16 protein-coding genes are annotated in these 21681 nt (G+C 49.6%); 6 read left to right on the forward strand and 10 right to left on the reverse strand.

The window, feature by feature from the left end; translation table 11 throughout:
• A partial coding sequence (locus tag KDK13_RS15530) for a ComF family protein (protein ID WP_257285887.1) occupies window positions 1–263 on the forward strand: 263 nt, incomplete at its 5' end.
• Here KDK13_RS15530 and KDK13_RS15535 read toward each other — a convergent pair.
• The 8 genes from KDK13_RS15535 to glnA all read right to left on the reverse strand — a co-directional run bounded on the left by KDK13_RS15535 (window position 264) and on the right by glnA (window position 10081).
• A complete protein-coding gene (locus tag KDK13_RS15535; protein ID WP_257285888.1) occupies window positions 264–866 on the reverse strand; it encodes a membrane integrity-associated transporter subunit PqiC in 603 nt (200 codons plus the stop codon).
• The gene (gene pqiB / locus KDK13_RS15540; RefSeq protein ID WP_257285889.1) at window positions 863–2521 is read right to left on the reverse strand and encodes an intermembrane transport protein PqiB; all 1659 of its coding nucleotides are present in this window, start codon (window positions 2519–2521) and stop codon (window positions 863–865) included. The genes KDK13_RS15535 and pqiB overlap by 4 nt, the downstream gene beginning before the upstream one ends.
• Complete coding sequence (locus KDK13_RS15545) at window positions 2521–3867, reverse strand: paraquat-inducible protein A (protein ID WP_257285890.1); 1347 nt, start codon at window positions 3865–3867, stop codon at window positions 2521–2523. Before KDK13_RS15545 ends, pqiB begins: the two co-directional genes overlap by 1 nt.
• 354 nt (window positions 3868–4221) lie before the next feature.
• Window positions 4222–4716 carry a hypothetical protein gene (locus KDK13_RS15550; protein ID WP_257285891.1) on the reverse strand — a complete coding sequence of 165 codons (495 nt, stop codon included), beginning with the start codon at window positions 4714–4716 and terminating at the stop codon, window positions 4222–4224.
• 151 nt (window positions 4717–4867) lie between these two features.
• The gene (gene glnG / locus KDK13_RS15555) at window positions 4868–6376 is read right to left on the reverse strand and encodes a nitrogen regulation protein NR(I) (RefSeq protein WP_257285892.1); all 1509 of its coding nucleotides are present in this window, start codon (window positions 6374–6376) and stop codon (window positions 4868–4870) included.
• A gap of 3 nt (window positions 6377–6379) precedes the next feature.
• Window positions 6380–7453, reverse strand: coding sequence for a nitrogen regulation protein NR(II) (gene glnL / locus KDK13_RS15560; RefSeq protein WP_257285893.1), 1074 nt, complete (start codon window positions 7451–7453; stop codon window positions 6380–6382).
• Window positions 7454–7833: 380 nt separating this feature from the next.
• Complete coding sequence (locus KDK13_RS15565) at window positions 7834–8394, reverse strand: DUF4124 domain-containing protein (protein ID WP_257285894.1); 561 nt, start codon at window positions 8392–8394, stop codon at window positions 7834–7836.
• Between the two features lie 283 nt (window positions 8395–8677).
• Entirely contained in the window at window positions 8678–10081 is a 1404-nt protein-coding gene (glnA, locus tag KDK13_RS15570; protein WP_257285895.1) for a glutamate--ammonia ligase, read from the reverse strand.
• A 717-nt stretch (window positions 10082–10798) separates the two neighbouring features.
• On the opposite strand from glnA, the gene thiI reads away from it, so the two are divergent.
• From thiI to KDK13_RS15590, 4 genes are all read left to right on the forward strand, one after another.
• Window positions 10799–12256: a tRNA uracil 4-sulfurtransferase ThiI gene (gene thiI, locus KDK13_RS15575; RefSeq protein WP_257285896.1), complete on the forward strand. Its 1458-nt coding sequence runs from the start codon at window positions 10799–10801 to the stop codon at window positions 12254–12256.
• A gap of 126 nt (window positions 12257–12382) precedes the next feature.
• The gene (locus KDK13_RS15580; RefSeq protein ID WP_257285897.1) at window positions 12383–12922 is read left to right on the forward strand and encodes a dihydrofolate reductase; all 540 of its coding nucleotides are present in this window, start codon (window positions 12383–12385) and stop codon (window positions 12920–12922) included.
• Window positions 12923–13565: 643 nt separating this feature from the next.
• Window positions 13566–15923, forward strand: a complete 2358-nt coding sequence (locus KDK13_RS15585) for a hypothetical protein (protein ID WP_257285898.1) — start codon at window positions 13566–13568, stop codon at window positions 15921–15923.
• Window positions 15924–16063: 140 nt separating this feature from the next.
• On the forward strand, window positions 16064–16747 hold the full coding sequence (locus KDK13_RS15590) for a DUF2057 domain-containing protein (RefSeq protein WP_257285899.1): 684 nt from the start codon (window positions 16064–16066) through the stop codon (window positions 16745–16747).
• 131 nt (window positions 16748–16878) lie between these two features.
• Here the strand turns inward: KDK13_RS15590 and mutL are convergent, their stop codons facing one another.
• Entirely contained in the window at window positions 16879–18840 is a 1962-nt protein-coding gene (mutL, locus tag KDK13_RS15595) for a DNA mismatch repair endonuclease MutL (RefSeq protein WP_257285900.1), read from the reverse strand.
• A 234-nt stretch (window positions 18841–19074) separates the two neighbouring features.
• Complete coding sequence (locus KDK13_RS15600; protein WP_257285901.1) at window positions 19075–19476, reverse strand: hypothetical protein; 402 nt, start codon at window positions 19474–19476, stop codon at window positions 19075–19077.
• Window positions 19477–19688: 212 nt separating this feature from the next.
• Between KDK13_RS15600 and KDK13_RS15605 the strand changes: the two genes are divergently transcribed.
• The gene (locus KDK13_RS15605) at window positions 19689–21524 is read left to right on the forward strand and encodes a hypothetical protein (RefSeq protein ID WP_257285902.1); all 1836 of its coding nucleotides are present in this window, start codon (window positions 19689–19691) and stop codon (window positions 21522–21524) included.
• The last annotated feature ends 157 nt before the right edge of the window (window positions 21525–21681 follow it).

Consider the following 21681-nt stretch of genomic DNA (forward strand, 5'->3'; position numbering starts at 1 on the left):
GCATCAGAGACCTGGACATTGAACGACAGTTGATTAAAAGAACCATCTACGGTGCGCCACAGCAAAGCCTGGATGCCTCCGCCCGGCAAAAAAACATTCGCAATGCGTTCACTTTAAACCGCAAACCGCCGTGGAAACACGTTGCCCTGGTCGACGATGTGGTTACCACCGGTGCCACCGTCAGTGAGATTACCAGACTGTTGAAAAAAAGTGGTGTCGAACGTGTTGATATATGGAGTATTGCCCGAACACCAGAGACCTGATCATTGCTGATGATTATTCACTATGACCATCCCTGACAACTCCCGACTCAATTCAGTGATCAGTCTATCCGTCGCCTTTGACAGCGCATTAACCAGCGCCGTGTAACCCCTGGAGTCCAGGGGTTCGTTGATACTGAAAGGCTGAGACTTAAGCAGCGCTCCCTGACCATCCAGTAACGACCACTCTCCGGTGACCACGGCATACCCCTGGTAATTGCCATTAAATTGTTGAAAATTGACCAGCAACGTTGCCACGGCAGGCGTATTCATCAGAGGAGTGCCTGGTACTAACCAGTAGCGGGTTTGTCCCTGTCGAAGCCCAACCAGAAGACGGTTGGATAACTGCGCCGAAATACTCTCTGCCCAAAGATGCTGCTGAGCAACCACCGCCTCAGTCGGCGACGTTTGATAGACAATGCCTTTACTGCCCAGAAGGTTATCCATGCCAACAGGCGCGAGCATAATGATGGGTTCTGCAGTCTTATAGCTGGCACTCGCTTTGATTGGCACAGGCGTAAGAAGGTAGCTTGTTGTCTGAGGAGCTTTCGCACCACACCCTGCCAGCAAAGACACGATAATTGCGACAACGAGCAATACTTTCATGGGTTGCTTCCTTTGACAGGGACAGGGTCCACGACTTCTTTTGCACCAAAAATCAAGGCATCCGGCTGCTCGTTTAAGGTTCTGAGCAACGGATCAAGTTGCCCAAGCGCCTGATTGATGCGTAACAACACTTGTGCAATTTCTGCGTAGTTGGTCGAGCCGGGACTGAACCCTTTCAAAATAGACCTCAGATCGGCCAGCGTTTTATGGGCACTCTGTGGCAGTTGCTGCGTCTCTTTCTGTGCCAGCAGGCTGTCGACATCCTTCAGTGTTTTCTGAAGTTGCTGACCCGCACCATCAAGATGAGACAGAGTCTGATTCAAATAATCAGCAGTCTTATCAATGGGCAGTTTTTCGAACTTGGCAAGAATATGTTCAATTTGATGCTGCAACAGAACAAACTCGCCCTCTATGGTCGGGAATACGTTGTAATCGTAGTACTTTCTGGTCTCGTCAGACTTGGATGAGTGCACTTCATCGGGGTAAAAATTGATATCGATATACAAAGAGCCTGAGAGAAAGTTTGCCGTTTTGAGGGATGCACGAAGGCCATTTTCAAAGGCATTCGCAAAGCTTCGCTCAAACTGGTCAATGGTTTCCCGGGAAGACGTCAGGTGATCAATACGTTCAAGCTCGATATTGACCAGAACAGGAATTTTCATCGTAGCCACTGAAGCCTTGCCGTTCAGCACAAAAGGAACCTGCTTTACCGTACCGATGCGAATACCACGGTACTCTACCGGAGCACCCGGCGAGAGGCCTCGAACGGAGTCAGTAAACAACATGGCATAGGGGATAAACTTCTCATACATGTTAGCCCTGACATCCGGCAGGTTATCGTAGAGTTCAAACTCGGGTATTTCTGCAGTCAACACCTCCCCCTCCGGGGAACCATCAGGCACCGCAAAGGTAACACCTCCGGCAATCAGCGTTTCCAGAGAAGCAAAGTCGATACTGACCCCCCGGGCGCTGAGATTAATATCAATACCTGAGTTGAGCCAGAAACGACTTCGGGTACGGAGCAGGCCGCTATAGGGCTGGAAGATAAACAGCTGGTAGGTGGCCTGGTGCTTATCCACATCAAACCCGGTTTTCTCAACCCGCCCCACCACATAACCTTCAAACATGACAGGATCGCCGATAGCCAGTTTCCCCGCTTCACTGGCCACCAGTATGACCCGGATTCCCCGGATATTGGGCCCGGCAATGGGAGGGGCGCTGAGCATGACAAAATCAGATCGCTTCTCTTTGGAATCGCCGGGTTCCAGCTCTATGTAAGGACCTGAGAGCAGGGTTTCCAAACCGGTCACACCTTCAGTACCAATGCGGGGCTTCACCAACCAGAAGGCACTGTCTTTGCGCAGCATGCGTTCGGTGCCGCTGTCCATGCGAACCGTCAGGTCAATCTGGCTGTAGTCTTGATTCAGTTTGATGGCCGTCACCATCCCCACTTTGACACTACGCACTTTAACCAGTGTTTTGTCAGGCACCACTCCTTCGGCAGTCTGTACGATTAAATGGATCTCAGGCCCCTGCTGACTCATGTACTGATAGACCATCCAGCTGGCAACAATCAAAGACACGATCGGAATGATCCAGACGGGAGAAAAGCGTCGGTCTGGAGATGTCGTTGCCGTTGCTTTTACTTCACCCATTAAAGCGCTTCCTGTCTGTCAAATCGCCGACAGTTTCTGGCAGTCATATGGCCATCACTGTGGGTACAGGGAATATTTTTCCAGAGAATACGCGGATCGAAAAATCGCGTGGACAGCAGAGTAAATATCACCACCAGGGCAAAATAAAACACTGCCCTGCCCGGCGTAACCCGCATTAGCTCGCCAAACTGAACCAGTGCCGTAAGGATGGCGACGACAAAGACATCAATCATCGACCAGCGCCCGATGACTTCAATAAACCGATAGAGCTTCAATCGCTCAAGCACAACCTGTAAGGCTTCTTCTTCCTGCCTGCGCTGGTACCAGAGCAGGTGGACCAGAATCAGCATCTTTGTCAATGGCAGAATAATGCTGGCGGTCAGAATCACCAGCGCAACCGGATACGAGCCCAGCTTCCAGAGTAATATCACGCCATCCATGATGGTGGAGCCGTCAGTGTCACCGAAACTGGTGGTGTACATCATGGGATACAGGTTAGCCGGAAAGTAAAAGATCATTGACGTCATCAGTACCGCTGTCGTAAGTCGGATACTTTTTCCGGGGTTGTAGGGATACAGACCAAAATGACAGCGCTGACAGTGCGTGAGTCTATCGACTTTTTTATCAGTAACAGGATTGATCTGGTTGCATAAATAGCAGACCAGATGATTACCGGTCAGGTGACTATCACCAGGCTGAACATCTCCGGTGCTGACCGGTGCAAAAAGATAAGCGCAAAGCAAATGCCTGTCGGCCTTGCGCGAACATTTAACCACCAGTAATGCAAAGACAAAGTAAGTCCAGAAGGCCATACCAATACTGATATCAGACAGAGATGCCATTTTAATGATACTGATCAACGCTCCAATGAAGAAAATATCCACCAGCAGCCAGGGCTCAACGCAAAAAACAAAACGAAAAAGTCGCTTAACCCATGAGGAATCACCGAGGCAAGTTTGCGAGGTTGCTGAGTACCAGGCCATGGCAAACAGGGTCATCAACCCCATCAAGTAGAATGCGGGCAAAAAAATAATAGTCAGCAGCAATAAAGAGGCCAGTGCCGCCTTATTGAAATAGAAAAATACGACCAGTACATCAATCAGGGCGACCTGCTGCGATATTCCCTCAACATCTATTGCCATAAATGGAAAGAAACAGCTAACCCCCTGCAATATCAATGCCGCCAGACCATAGGCAAATACTTTGCTGTGGCAGCCTTTAATTCGTGTAACGAGCGAGTTGCCACAGCGTGGACAGGATGCGACCTGATCTTCAAGTAAATTGGGAACTCGAGAAACCATGCCGCATTCCTGACAGGCTGCAAGAAATGGGGAGTTGGAAAACATACCTGATGACTGCGGGATATACTGCTAGGAAATTATAGAATCAAACTCGGTTTCTGCATCCTTTGGTGACATTAGGTGATATTAATGGTTATCCCAGGAGCCTGAGCCACCGTGCATCCTCTTAAATATGGACACGTTGATTGATTATCTGGGGGAGGTGGGGGGCGCACCCTCCTCCCTGTAAACCCTAAAGAAAGAACTTCTGCGTTTCCTCAAATTCACCATCAAACAGTCCATACTGAATGACTTAAGCGAGTTTGATACGACCAGGGATGAACAATACTCCCTATTCTCTGTTGCCCCGAAAAATAATCTCAAATGGGTTTTACCGCCAAAGCTGGCTGAAAATTACCCTTACTCGGCATGAATCAATAAAGTCACCGGCTGATTTGATCCCTGAAAGCCGGTTAATGGCTGGGCAATCAATTTTCGGTTGTTGTTAAGACAGTCTTTTTCAACACCGAACGTGGCAGAGGGCTGATCTGTAATCCAGGTTTCTCCCGCTGGCTCAGAGACTCTTAAATCAACCCCGTCTGCGCCGCTGGAAGCCAGGCTGAATTGGGTTAAGCCTCGCCCTGAAACACAGAGGGAGACCGGGCGATCAAAGCTCAGCGTGCTGGTCGGGATAATGACCGGATTACCGTCTTCATCCGTTGCACCCTCATCCACAATGGCAACCTGAGACTGCAATGACGGGTAAACAATAAGCGTGATAGAAAATGAGCCGGTGGAGGTATTACCCAGCTTTCCCTGGGTGGCTGCTTCAACGTCTGTCAACGATGTGACAGCAAATATACCGAATAGAAAAAATACGCCAATTCCCTGGCGTAAAGATAGAGTCCGTTCCATGATGCTACTGCCTTACTGCTACATTCTGTTTTCAGTATAGGCAGTGTGAAACAGGAACCTGTTACCTTACGTCCTGACAGATTTCCTTATATCGGGAGTGAGTGTTGTATCCATGGATACTGAATTCAGGCAGTGGGAAAAGTACAAACGCTCAGGTGGAAGGCTCTATCAGAGGCGCTGAAGGCTTTATCAAAGGAGCTGAAGGCTCTATCAAAGGCGCTGAAGGTTCCAGGCCCAGTTCCTTGATCTTACGGGTAAGCGTATTCCTGCCCCAACCCAGTAATTCTGCCGCATCTTTTTTACGGCCACCGGTATGGGCCAGTGCTGATTCAATAACAACGGTTTCAAAAGCTGGTACTGCCTGATCAAGGATGCCGACCCGGCCCGCCACCAGCTCACGATCACACCATTGGCGGAACCGTTGCTGCCAGCTGCCATAGCCGGTTACCGCCCCCAGGTCACTGCTCCCCTTATTCATCAACTCGGGTGGCAAATCAGAAACCAGCACTTCCCGACCAGAGGCCATCACCGTTAACCAGCGGCAGGTGTTTTCCAACTGTCGGACATTACCGGGCCAGTCCAGGGTGCTGATATAACTGGCCGTTTCCGGGTGAAGAACTTTCGGCTCAACGTCCAGCTCTTTACCGGCCTTATCGAGAAAGAAACGTGCCAACCTGGGAATGTCTTCACGTCGGTCCTGAAGTTTTGGCAGATGCAACCGGATGACATTCAACCGGTGAAAAAGGTCTTCCCGGAACTTGCCTGCTTCCACCAGTTTTTCAAGGTTCTGGTGAGTCGCGGCAATAATACGCACATCCACTTTAACCGGCATGTGCCCACCCACGCGATAAAACTCGCCATCAGCCAACACGCGCAGTAAGCGGGTCTGGGTATCGGCGGGCATATCGCCAATTTCATCCAGAAACAGGGTGCCACCACCGGCCTGTTCAAAACGCCCACGGCGCATGCCACCGGCACCGGTAAATGCACCTTTTTCGTGACCAAAGAGTTCAGACTCAATCAGGTCCCTGGGAATTGCTGCCATATTCAACGCAATAAAAGATCGCTCTGCCCGGGGGCTGTGGCGGTGCAGTGCCCTGGCCACCAGTTCCTTACCAGTGCCTGATTCACCATTAATCAATACGGTAATGTTGGAGTGTGACAGACGACCAATGGCACGGAACACTTCCTGCATGGCAGGCGCTTCACCGATAATCTCCGTTGACTCCTCTTCTTTCAGGGATGCCTGGGGAACCTGTGCCTCAGCCAGTTGTTGCTGGCGATGTTCCTGACCACGCTTGACCAGGGCTACCGCTTCATCAATATCAAAAGGCTTCGGCAGGTATTCGAATGCACCGCTCTGGTAGGATGATACTGCACTGTCCAGGTCAGAGTGAGCCGTCATGATAATAACGGGCACATCCGGTGCCAGCTCATGAACCGCCTTCAAAAGCGCCAGACCGTTCATGCCCGGCATGCGGACATCACTGATCAACACTGCCGGTTCATCCTGTTTCAGAGCAGCCAATACTTTTTCCGGCGCATCAAAGGATTGTGTTTCGATACCTGCTGAATTCAGGGCACGCTCCAGAACCCAGCGTATCGCCTGATCATCATCCACGATCCAGACTTTCCCGTCCTTCAAGCCATTCAAACTCATACTTCACTCCTGTGATATATCCAACGATAGCGGTTCTCTGATTATGGGTAAGAACACGTTAAAAATGGTTTCGCCGGGTTTACTCTCACACTCAACCAGCCCCTGATGCAGGCTGATGATTGACTGTGCCATGGGTAACCCCAGGCCCGTTCCATCGGCACGCCCACTGATCATGGGGTAGAAAATATTGTCGATCAGATCAGGAGGAATGCCAGGCCCGTTATCAATAATGGATAAGTGACAAACCAGCCGCTGCCCCTGGCTACCGATAGTAAACTGCCGGGCAATTCGGGTTCTCAGCGTGATCAGGCCTTCACAACGGAGCATCGCCTGGTCAATAGCCTGCATGGCATTGCGCACCAGGTTCAGAATGGCCTGTATCAGCCGTTCAAAATCACCCGGTATGTCGGGAATACTTGGATCATAGTCTCGCTGGAGCCTGAGTTCTCCGCCGGTTTCGGCATTGATTAACTGCATCACCCGCTCAAGCACTTCGTGAATATTCAGATCTTCCATCTTCGGTGGCTGGAGAGGCCCCAGCATCTGGTCGACCAGGTCACACAGCCGATCCGCTTCCCGGATAATAATATCGGTAAATTCTTTAAGCCCCTGGCCATCCAGTTCCCTGGCCAGTAGCTGAGCCGCACCTCGAATACCGCCAAGGGGGTTTTTCACTTCATGGGCCAGCCCCCGGACCAGAATTCTGGAGGTTTCCTGCGTGGCTATCAGCGACTCTTCCCGGGTAATTTTCTGGAGCCGGTCACGGGGATTGATTTCCAGAAGCAGCCTTGCTTCCCCACAGTTGATCGGTGAAATGCTGTAATCCACGTTAATCATCTCACCATTGATGGGAAAGTCGGTTTCCCGGCGGGTGAATTGCTGATTCTGTCCAAGACTGCGATCCAGGTCAGCCTTGAAGTTTTCTTCAGGAATCACCGTCGTTACCGGCTGGTTCAGAACCCTTTTCAAACTGGTGTCGAGCAGGGTTTCTGCCGCCGGATTCAGGGTAATCACCCTGAACTCCCGGTCGAGCACTATCACCACGGTATTCAGGTTATCCAGAACGATGTTTTGCATTGTTCCTGTTTCAGGGGTTGTCTCTACTAAAGAACCCGATAAAAGCTGCTTCATGGTCAGGTCTTGTTATTACGTTTATACCCGTACCTTTTGGGTATATCGTTCATTTTTGAAGAAAATGGCATCGAGTATTGTGAACGCAAAAATCAAACCACCTTGATAGAAAACCAGACTTTTTTGCAACAAAACCTCTATGCACATACCCCAGAAGATGTTTAAACGTCAATTCCGGCTTACTTAACTTTTACGCGCACCATAATAGTGCATTCCGATGATCAGAGCATCAGGTTTATGGCGTTAAAGTTAGAGGCAATGATGTGATTGAAAATGATGTGATTGAAGGGGAAAGCCTGTGTTCACTCTCCCCCTTTTTGGTGTCATCAGGAGGCAGGAGGGTTTATAGAGACTTCGGGAGTGTATATGGTCCGATGTACATGGATCGTATTGCTGGAAGACTTAATGACGTTGGCCTGGTTATCAATGATCTCCACGGTAAGGTTGTGGGTTCCACGATCCACATTCTTGAGTTCAAAGGTTAACTTTCGCCCGAACTCCCCCATAATCTGGCCGTCAAGCAGCAGGCGTACTTTGTGACCCGCAAGGATTTTTGGTGCTGTAGCAATTTTTACCGTGAAATTTTCCTGGGTACGCACCGTGGCATCATCGGCTGGCTCTATAATCTCCAGGCTGGAGTAGAACTCTCTACTTACTGTTTGAGCAGATTTTAATGATTCAGACTCTCTCCCCGGCACTGGGGATATTGGCGTAATCGGGCGTAACTTGACTTCTTCGCTGGGCTGATCCGCAGGACGCGAGTCAGTAAATATCACATTGCCGTCCTGATCCACCGTTTTGTAGATGGCACCAAACACAAAGTCCACGGACACTATAGGCAGAATAACCGCCAGAAAAGACCGAACCATTGCCTTGTTTATATTCATGAGCCTCTTGCCCTGGGTGAAGTCTTACACGACTTATATCGTGTTGGGCACCGGTTAGCTTAATAGTTGCCAATATTTTTTAACAGGCAATAACAGGGAAAACGTATACTGACAATTGCTTCCCGGCTACTCTGCCTATTACATAAATCTGCCTATTATATGAATACAGTCGTGTATTTGCGAAATACCAGCCATCCCTGGATATAGAAAAGCCAGAACTTTCGTTCTGGCTTGAAGTGAAACAACAGATTATTCCGCCGCTAAAGACGCTTTAGACAGACGCTTAGACCGAATAGTACAGATCAAACTCTACCGGGTGAGTTGTCTGGCTAACAGCAAGACACTCTTCCTTCTTGAGTTCAATGTAACCATCGATCATGTCGTCTGTGAATACGCCACCGGCAGTCAGGAACTCACGGTCAGCGTCCAGGGCAGCCAGGGCTTCTTCAAAGCTGGAACAAACCGTTGGGATCTCAGCCGCTTCTTCCGGTGGCAGATCGTACAGATCCTTATCAGCCGCATCGCCAGGGTGGATCTTGTTCTTGATACCGTCCAGGCCGGCCATCATCAGGGCAGCAAAAGCCAGGTATGGGTTGGCAGTCGGGTCAGGGAAACGTACTTCAATCCGACGGGCCTTAGGGCTGTTCACGTAGGGAATACGGATAGAAGCGGAGCGGTTACGGGCAGAGTAAGCCAGCATAACCGGCGCTTCAAAGCCCGGGATCAGACGCTTGTAGGAGTTGGTAGACGCATTGGCAAACGCATTGATCGCCTTGGCATGCTTGATAACACCGCCGATGTAGTACAGAGCTTCTTCAGACAGACCTGCATAGCCGTCGCCGGCAAACAGGTTCTCACCGTTCTTGGACAGAGACATGTGTACGTGCATGCCAGAACCATTGTCGCCCACCAGTGGCTTCGGCATGAAGGTAGCTGTCTTGCCATAGGCATGAGCAACGTTATGCACGGCGTACTTCAGGATCTGAACTTCGTCTGCCTTCTTTACCAGGGTGTTGAATTTAACACCGATTTCACACTGACCGGCAGTTCCTACTTCGTGGTGATGAACTTCAACGTCCAGGCCCTGTGCTTCCATGGCATCGCACATGGCAGCACGCAGGTCATGCAGGGAGTCAACCGGTGGCACCGGGAAGTATCCGCCCTTCACTTTTGGCCGGTGACCGATGTTACCGCCTTCAAATTTGGCGTTGGAAGACCAGGCCGCTTCTTCAGAGTTAACCTCGTAAGAAGCACCAGAGATGTCAACACTCCACTTGACGTCGTCAAAAACAAAGAACTCTGGCTCAGGACCAAAGAAAGCGGTGTCAGCGATACCGGTGGACTTCAGGTACTCTTCCGCACGCTTGGCAACAGAGCGCGGGTCACGTTCATAACCCTGCATGGTGGACGGCTCAACGATATCACAGCGCAGGTTCAGGGTGGCCGCCTCAGTGAATGGATCGATGGTCGCTGTGCTGTCATCTGGCATCAGAATCATGTCGGATTCGTTAATGCCCTTCCAGCCGGCAATAGAGGAACCGTCAAACATCTTGCCGACTTCGAAGAATTCGTCGTCAATTTCACTAATGGGAATCGATACGTGCTGCTCTTTACCCTTGGTATCGGTGAAGCGCATATCAACCCACTTAACGTCATGTTCCTTAATCAGGCTAAGAGTCTTTGACATCTATTATTTCCCCTCTAGAGGACAAAAAAACCGGACAAAAAAAACCGGACAAACACCGCACTGGCAACGACTGTATTCGGATCAGGCGGTTTACTGATCAATCTCTTTGCTTACAGGTCTCATCAACGAGCAACAGCTAAAGAAATACACATGCTGGGGCGTTAGCAATAGCCATGCCACATTTTACAACCTTAATCAGATGGGATGGACAAAAAAGTGTTCTTCAGTGAAAAGTCTGAAAAAAGGCCAGAAAATAGCCAGACACCAGATCGGTTCACAACGTTATTGTTCGCCCTATCATTTTCAGACTACTCAAAATACACCCGTTCTCATCTCTCAAGCACCTGAACAATGCACGACACCGCGAGATCTTGAAGAAGTCCACCCGATAAGGTGCAAGAAAAACCAGAAATGCACCAAATAAGTGCAAACGTTTTTTGCAACACCCATCTGACAAAACAGCGACAGAGAGTGTACCCCCTTTGAAAAGGGATTTGCAGCCTTACTTGTCTACATAGAGGTAAACACTGAGCAACACTCATTTAAACCCCCAGGATTATCCAGCAACGTGCTTTAAGGGTGCCAGAGTACCCGGTTATTCGGTATAATATGCCGTTAATTAATGGTTAAGTTATCCGCCCTGCCTGCCCGGACTATCCAGCCAGCTTTTTATTACTCAAGCTAATCCTCCAACTATTCCTCAAGGTCTCCTGATCCATGAAGTTCATCATCAAACTGTTTCCGGAAATCACGATTAAAAGTGCTCCGGTAAGAAAACGCTTTATCAAAATGCTGCGAAAAAACATTCGCACCATTCTTAAGCGCGTGGATGAGAATATCGATGTCTCGGGCGTATGGGATCATATTGAAGTCATCACCAGTAGCAATGATGGGATCCTGGTGGCAGAGGTCAGTGACCTGTTAAGCCATATTCCGGGGATTGCCTACTGGCTGCAGGTTGCAGAACACAAGCTGGTCAGCCTGGACGATATCCTGGAAAAAGCCGTCGAGGCTCATGCAGGGACACTGGCTGGCAAAACATTCTGCGTTCGCTGCAACCGGACGGGTAAGCACGATTTCCAGTCCATTGAGGTAGAGCGATTTGTCGGAGGAGGCCTTAACCAACAGACCGAGGCCAGTGGGGTCAGCCTTAAAAACCCTGACATAACGGTTCGTATTGATATCAGGAATGACCGCTATTTCATGACCCAAAAGCGGGGAGAAGGTCTGGGTGGCTATCCCCTGGGGTCTCAGGAGCCGGTTCTCTCCCTGATTTCCGGCGGTTTTGACTCTACGGTGTCGAGCTTCCTGACCATGAAGCGTGGTATCCGAACTCACTTCTGCTTCTTTAACCTGGGTGGGCATGCCCATGAGCTGGCAGTAAAAGAGGTGGCTTTTTACCTCTGGAACCGCTTTGGTTCTTCTCGCCGGGTTAAGTTCATTACCGTACCCTTTGAGGGCGTTGTTGAAGAAATACTGACCAAAGTGGACAACGCCCAGATGGGCGTTATTCTCAAGCGGATGATGCTCAGGGCAGCCAGTAAGGTGGCCAGCGAGATGGAGATGGCTGCGCTGGTCACTGGCGAAGCTATTGGTCAGGTTTCCAGCCAGACACTGCCTAACCTCGCGGTAATTGACTCGGTTACCGATGCCCTGGTGCTCAGGCCTCTGATTACCATGGATAAGCAGGCGATCATCGATATATCCATACAAATCGGTACTGAGGAGTTCGTTCGTAATATTCCGGAGTACTGTGCGGTTATCTCGAAAAACCCCACAACCCGGGCCAGGGAAGAGAAAATTACCGCAGAAGAAGCACGGTTTGACTTCAATATCCTCGAAGAGGCTATCCAGAGCCGGAGAGTGGTCTCTATCCACGATATCATTGCGGATGACCTGACCCGGGAAGAAGTTGAAGTGGTTAATGAAGTTCATCAGGGTGACGTAATTATCGACATTCGTCACCCGACAGAAGAAGAGATAAAGCCATTTACCATGCCCGGGCGAGAGGTAGTGACCATTCCCTTCTATCAGCTTCGCACACGCTTCCCTGAGCTGGACAAGGCCCGTCATTACCTGCTCTACTGCGAAAGGGGTGTCATGAGTCAGCTGCATGCCATGCACCTCCGGGAAGAAGGGCATGAGAATGTCGGCGTATTTAACCCGAAGCCTTGAGTTTAAGTTTTCTACCTAAAAGGCATATGGCTTTCTGACAAAAGCCTCGCCTTTGTGCCCCCCGATCTTTGTCATTCAAAGTGTTGTGGTCCAAAACTTAGTGGTTCAAATAAAGGAGTAACATGGATGAAACTGGCCCTGATAGCTGCCGTGGCGGACAATAATGCCATTGGCATCAATAATAAAATGCCCTGGTATCTGCCGGGGGATCTGCGCTACTTCAAAGCGGTTACCATGGGTAAGCCGATTATCATGGGCCGGAAAACCTTTGACTCACTGAAAAAGCCGCTGCCGGGCAGAACCAATATCGTCATTACCCGGGATCATGACTGGCACCATGAGGGAGTTAACGTAGTTCACAGCCTGGATGATGCGATTGCGCTGGCTGAAGCCCTTATCGTGGCTGAGGCTCTTCTCGTGGCTGAGGCTACTGCCCCGATCAACGCTAACGAAGAAATCATGGTCATTGGTGGCCAACAAATCTATCAACAGGCAATTGATCAGGCTGACCGGCTGTACCTGACCCGGGTGTATCAAAGTTTTGACGGTGATGCCTTTTTCCCGGAAATCAACCAGCAGCAGTGGCGGGAAGTCTCCCGGGAAGACACTCAATCGGAAGATGATCCACCACTGACTTTCAGTTACCTGGTGCTCGATAGAGCCTGAATATCAGCGCCTGTCATTTTTCTTCCCACCGGGCATAGGCCACATTTCCTGCCATCCCAGTTGCAGGAAATGCCCACTTTTTCCTACTCTGATTGTCTGTAGCTCTGATTGTCTATAGTTAGTTGAGCAGCTAACCATGTTGCATGGTAAGACTGCCTTTTGCCCATCCGTTTTGCCGGGCAAACAAGGCATGATTTTTAAGATATTCATTGAGCCAATACACTCTTTAAATAAGGGTTGCCTTAGGGATTGAGGAATGCCCCGTATACCATCAACAGACCATATATCTTCGCGCGGCGCAGAATACCCTTTATCCGGTCCTGATATCGGTCAGCAAGCCACGAATGTCCGCAAAAAAAAATCAGCAACCACCACTATTAAGGTGGCTGAGGATATTGAATCCCGGCATTGGCACAACCATTTAATCTCTTTCTGCAAGAATAAAATAAATCGCTTTATTCACCCCGCCCCTTCAATGCAAGTGAGTGACCTGGTTGACGACCTGACAAAATACAATCCTGAAAACCCACAGAAAGTACTCGCTGCATTAAGACTGCATGTTGGCCGATCCATCAAACTGCATCGATCAGAAGATGGCAGACTGGGTATTTCGGATGGGAAAATCACCATCAGCACAGAAACGATGGAAGCTGTCGTCAAATCCTCTCAACTCAGTAGCATGGATATGGGCTATGAGTATTTACGTCAAGGCGAAATACCACCTGAAGGTTTCCTGCATCAAATAATATTGCCACATATCCATAGAAAAATTCGTCTGGCAATGCAGTATGAAAAAACCTCCAGGCTGCCAGTCCTTCAACAACAACTTCAGGGAAGACAGCAATATGGAGTACGCCCTGAACAACAACATAAATATATTAAAGATATATTAAAAAAAGTGGGTATAGAGGATGAAAAAACATTCACTTTTGAACGAATACTTGAATTTAAAAAAGAGTTGAGAAATAACCTGGTCCTGCCCATTGAGGAACAAAAATCAGCAACAGGCAATAAAGTAAAAAGTATTGACCATGCAGCACTCAATCATCAACAACTACCTCAGTTACCTGAGCCGGGGAAAACAGGTCATTTTATCGAGAAAGAAGACCGTAGGCATATTCAAAAACTTGCTTCAGGAGAACGTTTTTTTTCAAAAACACACCTTGCAGAGGCTGGCAACAGAATAAAGAGATACATCTTACGTAACAAACGAAGCCAGATTATTGCCTTCTTTGCCCTGATTGCCGGTGCCATTCTCACTGCTATTTTTCCACCCGCTGGAATGGCCATTGGTATTGCCATTGCTGTCGGAGTGGTCACCGATATTGGCTACCTTATCTTCTGGTCTTCTGGCACAGAACTCTGGCGCAGGGTCAGGATGCTCAGAGGACTTAAACAAATAAAAAAATATGCTGATTTTGATCATACCAACTTTGATAAGGCAAATGACAAGAAAAGAAAGGAACTAATAAAGAAGCTTCGCTATCGATGTACACATAAGTCCTTTACAGATATATACAACGCTTATGCCGAGCTCGAAAAACAAGCGATAAAACTCAAAAATATGGCAGAAAAAGAAAACAAGACACTTCCAGAGTCTGTTGCGTTAGAGAAAGAAAAAACACTGTATTTTGAGCAAAGAAAAAAGCTGAAAGCCAATTTATTTTTCTTTGACAAACTTATTGAAAATGTAGTTATCAGTCGCACCATTCTTGAAAACCGGTATATAAAGGATCTGGAAAACCTGTGGAATTCAAAATTCAAAGACATGCCCCCTGAAAGAAGGGAAGAACTGTTCAAGCACGTTTCCAGAAATAAACAGTTAACTATTCACGGCTATCAAATAAAAACAAGCCACGATAATTGGCTGCAACGAATCATTCCCCACTGGATGAATCGTACCCCAGGCGCTGAAGATCAGCCAGCGCCAGACAATACTCCAATTGAACCCCAAAAATTAACTGCGGCTTATCAGTCGGCCGGGATTTTGAAATGGATGACCCAGGAGTTTGTCTATAGGCAGGCCAAGGGAACGTTATATGGTAACCTGATAAAAATTTTCAAGATAGCAGTGAAAAGAGGCCATGCCATCGATATAACCCCTGAAGCTCCCAAGGTGACTTTGGATGGAGCGTTGTGTTTTGTCGCTTTCTTTTTCGTTGAAATGGCTGTCGATCATAAAAATACAAAAATTAATGAAAAGCGCATGGCCAAAATTGTTAAAAAGCAGCCTGACTATACAAGACAGTTGTTCGGAAAACGGTTAAGGACTGGACGAGAGGAAGTGGGTACCCTGCGCTCGCTGGCCAAGCGACAGATGGAACCAATGGTTGATCATTTGCTCCAGTCCATAAAATCAATGGAAGAGATCGGCAATAGCCTGGAGGAGGCCAGGCAGCGAAGTGAACTTCTCAACAAAGGGCCTTTTGGCGCGATGAGTGATGAGGAGGCGGCTATCATCATCCTTAAACATGCAGCCTTGCAACAGTTGCTTGATAAAGAAATTAACAGTGCCTTTGGCACATTCCACCGAGTTGTCCAGGAAAAAAGCGCCAACTGGAATAAAAAAATAGCCAGAACACTGATTGATAATAGTGCACGGGTTATTACTGCGGTATCCGAAGGCCAGGAACGCAGATACATACCAAAGACAGCCCGGGTGAGGGATCAGTATCCCCTCCCCCACAATGGATTTCAGCGTTTGTCATCCGAGGATTTCTTACAATCTATCCAAAACCAACCCTGTGGCCGACTGATTATCCGATTTCGCTCAGGAGAAATATCGGAAGGTCTGGCACTCAAGGAAATTAGAGAACTGAATAGTCTGGACGAACTGCGTAACTTAAGGACCTGGATTGAAAAAGCACAAAAAGAAGGAAGTTACCAGAACCACGAAGAGACTCTTAAACTGTTCCACAGCATTGCTACTTATGTTATTGACAGCAAATATAAACCTTCTCAACCCCCAATTGGAAATCAGCGCCCAATTGATCCAGTTTAGCCATGCTCTGGTTATCAATAAGTGACCCGCCGACCATGGTTCAATACCAAAAATTCGGAAAACAACAATACGAACCGGTAGTTGTACCGACCTATAATCGATAGATTATTGATAGATTATTGATAGGAGAACACTGCCTTATGTTTGTACGTCGTCTGTTGGGTGCTCTGTTGGTATCCACTCTGGCCATGCCAGTTATTGCTGACAATACACTGGTACTGCCCGAGAAAACAAAGCTGCTGGTTGTTGATGGTAAAGATGCCGGTAACCTGATCAGCAAGAAAGATCTCTCTCTTGGCAATGGCCGTCACCAGCTGGTATTTCAGCTGAAAACACTGGTGAGAGACGGCGGTGACACCAAAATGTTTACCACCAGCCCGTATATCATGACATTTGACCTGTCTGGCGATCAGGCCTACACCATCAACGCTCCGAAACTGAAAACAGCAAGAGATACCGATAAACTGTCACAGTCGCCAAAGGCTCAATTCTCAATTACCAATGCAAAAGGCCAAACGATTCCCTTTGAATTCAGCGTTCTTAATAAATCCGGCCTTTTAATCGGCACAGACACTGTCGAGGATATCCAGAAGTTTAACCTGTCAGATAACCCGGCTGCTGTTCGTGAAATGGCCGGAACCGTTTATATAGCTACCCCGCAAGGTACCTCATACCAGGTTGCCCAACCATCCCCCATGCCAGCACCAGCTGCGGCTCAATCAATGAGTGAAAGCATGCTTCAGTACTGGTACAGCCAGGCAGATGAAACCACCCGTGAACGATTCCTTCAGTGGATTGCTGAAAGTAAAAAAACCGTAAATTAGCCCCTGCCTTGTATAATTTACCCGTTTCACCACGCCCTGTTATCAGCCCCCGGAGAAATAAATATGCTCCCTCTGGAAACGGGAAACGGGAAACGGGAGACCTGTCCATGCAACCAATTGATTGGCCCCCCCTAACGACCTCTCAAAAACAACTTATCCAATTGATCCATAGTGAGCATGGTCCACGTTGGACGACCATGGTTACATTGTCCGCTGCGCTCGGTCTGTTCCATATCCCGAAGCAGGGCATTCATTTCTTCAATGGACAGTTTTCTGTTGGCCCGCACCGACCCATGGCAGGCCATGGTGGCCAGTATTTCATTGATATGCGCTTCAATGCGGTCGCTGGTACCGTGTTGCATCAAGTCTGAGAGTACATCTCTCAACAGCTTTTCAACATCAGCATTGTGCAGCATCACCGGTATCTGGCGCACCAACAGCGTTTCCGGCCCCATCCGCTCCAGTGTCAGTCCCAGGCGGGAGAAGTATTCACGGTGTTCTTCTGCACAGTCTGCCTCACGCTCACTGACCGATACCGACTTAGGCACCAACAATGGCTGAGCACGAACCCCCTGCTGCTGATAGGCTTGTTTCATTCGCTCATAGGTAATCCGTTCATGAGCAGCATGCATATCCACCAGAATCAGCCCCTGGTCATTTTCAGAGAGAATATATATCCCTTTCAGCTGGGCAATGGCATACCCCAAAGGCGGTGTCAGGGCATCATTTTCCGGCACCGGCTGAACAGCTGCCTGGGCTGAAAATGCGACGCTGGATTCCTGTACGGCATTTTCATCCACCGCCCTGGCCTGACTGGCATTCACCTGCTCGGCAGAGTTGGCGTAAAGCTGGCTGTAGGCTTCTATCTGTCGTTTAACCTGGCCGGGCGATGGCGCTTCCGATATGGCAGGGCGCCGCTCATGGTTGCCACCACCACCCGGGCTTTCATTGGCATAGTGCCCGGCCCCGGATGCTGCCGGGGCTGCTGCAAGCCGAATGGTTTCCTGTCCCTGAAACTCACCGGCATCAATACCCGATGCCGGGGGTTGGGGCGGATTGGTTAATACGGTGGGAGGCAGCTGATCTTCCGGGCGAACTTCCCCCAGGGCACGATTTAATGTGCTGAACAGAAAGTTATGGACCGTTCTGCCATCACGAAAACGGACTTCATGCTTGGTGGGATGAACATTGACATCCACCATGGCCGGGTCCAGCTCCAGGTAGAGTACAAACGTCGGATGACGTCCATTGTAGAGCACATCACGGTAGGCCTGGCGAACGGCGTGAGCCACCAGCTTATCCCGAATAACACGACCATTGACGAAAAAGTACTGCAGGTCTGCGCTGGCCCTGGAGAACGTAGGCAGCCCCACCCAGCCATACAGTTTCAGGCCAGAGGCTGCAACATCAATAATGACCGCATTTTCAATAAATTTAGGACTGCAAAGTGCAGCGACCCGACGATCTTTTTCTGCCTGAGTCACCGCCGGACGAAGCTGATGGACACTGCGCTGGTTATGGCGAAGGGTAAAGCCCACATCGAAGCGGGACAGGGCCAGGCGTTTAACCACCTCTTCAAGGTGCGAAAATTCGGTCTTTTCAGTACGGAGAAACTTGCGACGGGCCGGCGTATTGAAGAACAGGTCCTTGACTTCTATGGTGGTCCCTACCGGGTGCGGCGCAGGCATCACCTGCGCTTCCATATCCCTTCCTTCCACCCTGGCCTGCCAGCCTGATGCCTGCTCTGCCACATTAGACGTCAGGGTAAGTCTGGAAACGGAGCTGATGGAGGCCAGCGCCTCCCCACGAAATCCAAGGGTAGCGACCCCTTCCAGATCTTCCAGTTCGGATATCTTACTGGTAGCGTGGCGGGACAGCGCCAGGGCTAACTCATCCTGGGGTATACCGTGACCATCATCACGGATACGAATCAACTTGACGCCACCATTTTCCACCTCAACCGTCAGCCGCCCGGCACCGGCATCAATGCTGTTTTCCAGCAGCTCTTTGACTACTGAAGCAGGACGCTCCACCACTTCACCGGCAGCGATCTGGTTAGCCAGTCGATTATCAAGGAGACGAATGGGTTTCATGGTCAATCATTGGATCCAAAAATACAGGGAGGAACTTTCCCGGTTTATAAGTAGCTAACCATCAAATGTTACCTTCAGGACAGATTGTATCAGCTACCTGAAGCAATCGGCACCAAAGGCAGGAGATGCTTTGCATTTTTTCAGGTCTGAGGGTATGAAGTTGATCTGTTTCTATCGACAAAAGACAGGCTACGGGCTTCTTTTTCAGACAGCCCGGCACAGGAACACTCGTTGTCACTCTTCTTCAGGAAAGTGAACATCTTCAGGAAAGCGAACATCGGGTAATGGCGTCAAAGACCGGTAAGCGAAAGACTCATAAAACTCACCACACGTTTTCGGGTCCAGAAAATCTATATCCGGTGATTCATCAGGATGGTTTTGCCAGGTCTGTTCTATCGGTATCCACTTAGGGTTTGGACCTGGTTGGTCAGTCACATAGCCATTCAGCAGCGGCTGAGTCATGTCCGCTGGGTAATCTGTCGGCGGCTCGGGGCAGAAAACACTTGCCAGGGAGACTTTCACAGATCGTAAACCGTTAAAACAAACCTGACACGGATCAGAATGGACGACTTTCTCTGCTGCATTCCGGATAGCCGAAAAAAAATGTCCTGCTTCGCTATTTCCAACAACGTTCATACAAACCTCCTGAATACTGACAAACCTGCCATTGATATTATTATTCGCAATTATTTATATGACCGTTTATTTCTGGAAAGATTCCATCAGCTGTATTTATTGACTCTATTATCCGACATCCGGATGACCTGGATCATCACGCGTTAAGAAGGCTCCACTGCTATCCCGTTCCCGGAAAAAAAACCGAGCGTCCCGGGCTTATTTATCAGTCAGTGCCCATCACTCTGATTGTCGATTGTGACAACCTCAGGCCGAGGCAACTGGCCTCATTGAATGAGCTGCTGGAGAGTCCGCCCCGGCTGGATGGCGCGCCCATCGGCACGATGGTCAGCCGGGTTATTCTGGCCAGAGAGGATTTAATACGCCAGCCTGCCGCTCCCGGGCCGGATTTCTGGCGCCGGATATTTGCCTTGCATGAACCCTCTTCAGCAACCTTCAATTCCACTCATTCCCCCCATAAGGCCGTTTTTCCCTCATGGTCTGTAAGCCACCGCACTGAGCCTCCGGAAGCCGGGAGTTTGCTGATTAACTGCCCTAGCCAGGATGTCTTTGCCAGCCTGTTTGGCAACCCGGCCATCAACCGTCATGGAGAACAGTATTTCCGGACAGGGATGATCAGCAGCCAGCCAGAACCTGTGACCATCTGTCTGGTGGACCCACCGGATGCACAGAGTCGGTTCTGGCAACATTTGTCTGACATTCTTGAGCAAGGCTATTTCATCGCCAATGGCGAAAGGGTTGAACTACCGGCATCGTTGGTTTTGCAGCAGAACCACACCCCGGCAGCGACTATCAGGGCGTTCAAACAGACAGCAGACAACACAGCGGTGATACCGGACAAAACCTGTGGGGTGATCAACACCCATAATTTTGACGCTATTTTCAGCGATCTATCAGCTCAGGGAAACACCCTGCAACAGACCGATACCTTTCATAAGATAGCCAGCGAATTTGGCCAGCTGTGCATTACCGATGCAACCAGGCCATTAACCCGCCTTTTGCACCGCATCCGGACACTGCCCCTGAGTCCGGACAAAAGCTATCCGGTACTTCTGGTTCAGGCGCCTTCTGAGTTTCTGACACTGCTTGAGACTCAGCTCCACATTGAACAGCGTCTGGATCGTGCCGAGACCCTGGATTCCTTTCACTGCCGCAAGGCCCTGAACAAATTACTGGCCCATCCGGTGCGGGGTAATACGACCATTTACAGTTTTGTCAAAGCACAGATCAGCGCCTTATTTCCGGATCCCATGGCAGGGATTGGTAGCGATGGCATTATTGCCATCCTGAACACCATGCCTGCCCTGAAGCACCCGCAGGACCTGACAGATAACTTCTGGCCGTTAGCCCGTTATATGGTACCGGCCCTGGCCGACCTTCTGCCCGCCACTTTCGGCAGACCCTCAGCCCGCGGCCTGGCAAAGATGGCCACCATTATCCACTCAATATGCCCCGAAGAGGCTCTGGAGGCTGATCATTTACCACTACAGGACGGCACCGATAACCACCTTCACTACCATGGCCCCCACCATGGCCATCGCCTGCGTCTGCTTTACGATGCCCTGCTGGTCTCAGGCGGTAACCGCCACTACCAGGGGATACCGGTGCATCAGCAAGCCATGGTCCTGAACCACCAGCTGACAGCCATTACCCAGTACCATCCGTCTGAGCCAACATCGCAGCTACAGCAGCATCTGCAACAACGGCTTCAGCACTGGTTCACGGAACCGCTGCTGGCAGAGTACGGAAAACTGGTATCCACAGACTATGAGCTGACGCCACAGGACCTGAAAGACATCATGGCCCGGTTCAAACTGATCGCCGCTGATGCACCCTGCCCCACCAGCAAAAAACAGGTATTCGCACTGGCGGACGAGGCGTGTCGGCAAAGTCTGGGTGGGCGCATCCATTGGGACAAGCGATCAGAATGGCAGGCACTCAGGGATTACTGGTGCAGCTCCGGGCAGGTGGACAGTCAATGGCTGAACCAGCACCAACAGGCCTTCAAGGCTTTTTTCAGCCAGTTGGCAGCGGTGAATCAAAAGTGATCAAAGCCATTGGTCACTGAGCCGGTGGTTGACCGCTTGCGCCGGTGCCCTCAACAATAACGTCCCTGTTTCACCCTTGGCAAAAATCCTGCTTGCTGATTCAGGCATCACCTATTCCTGATATTTATAGATATATGCCCTTCCGGCTGGATGATTG

This window comes from Endozoicomonas sp. SESOKO1, from assembly GCF_024606265.1.
Lineage (GTDB): Bacteria > Pseudomonadota > Gammaproteobacteria > Pseudomonadales > Endozoicomonadaceae > Endozoicomonas.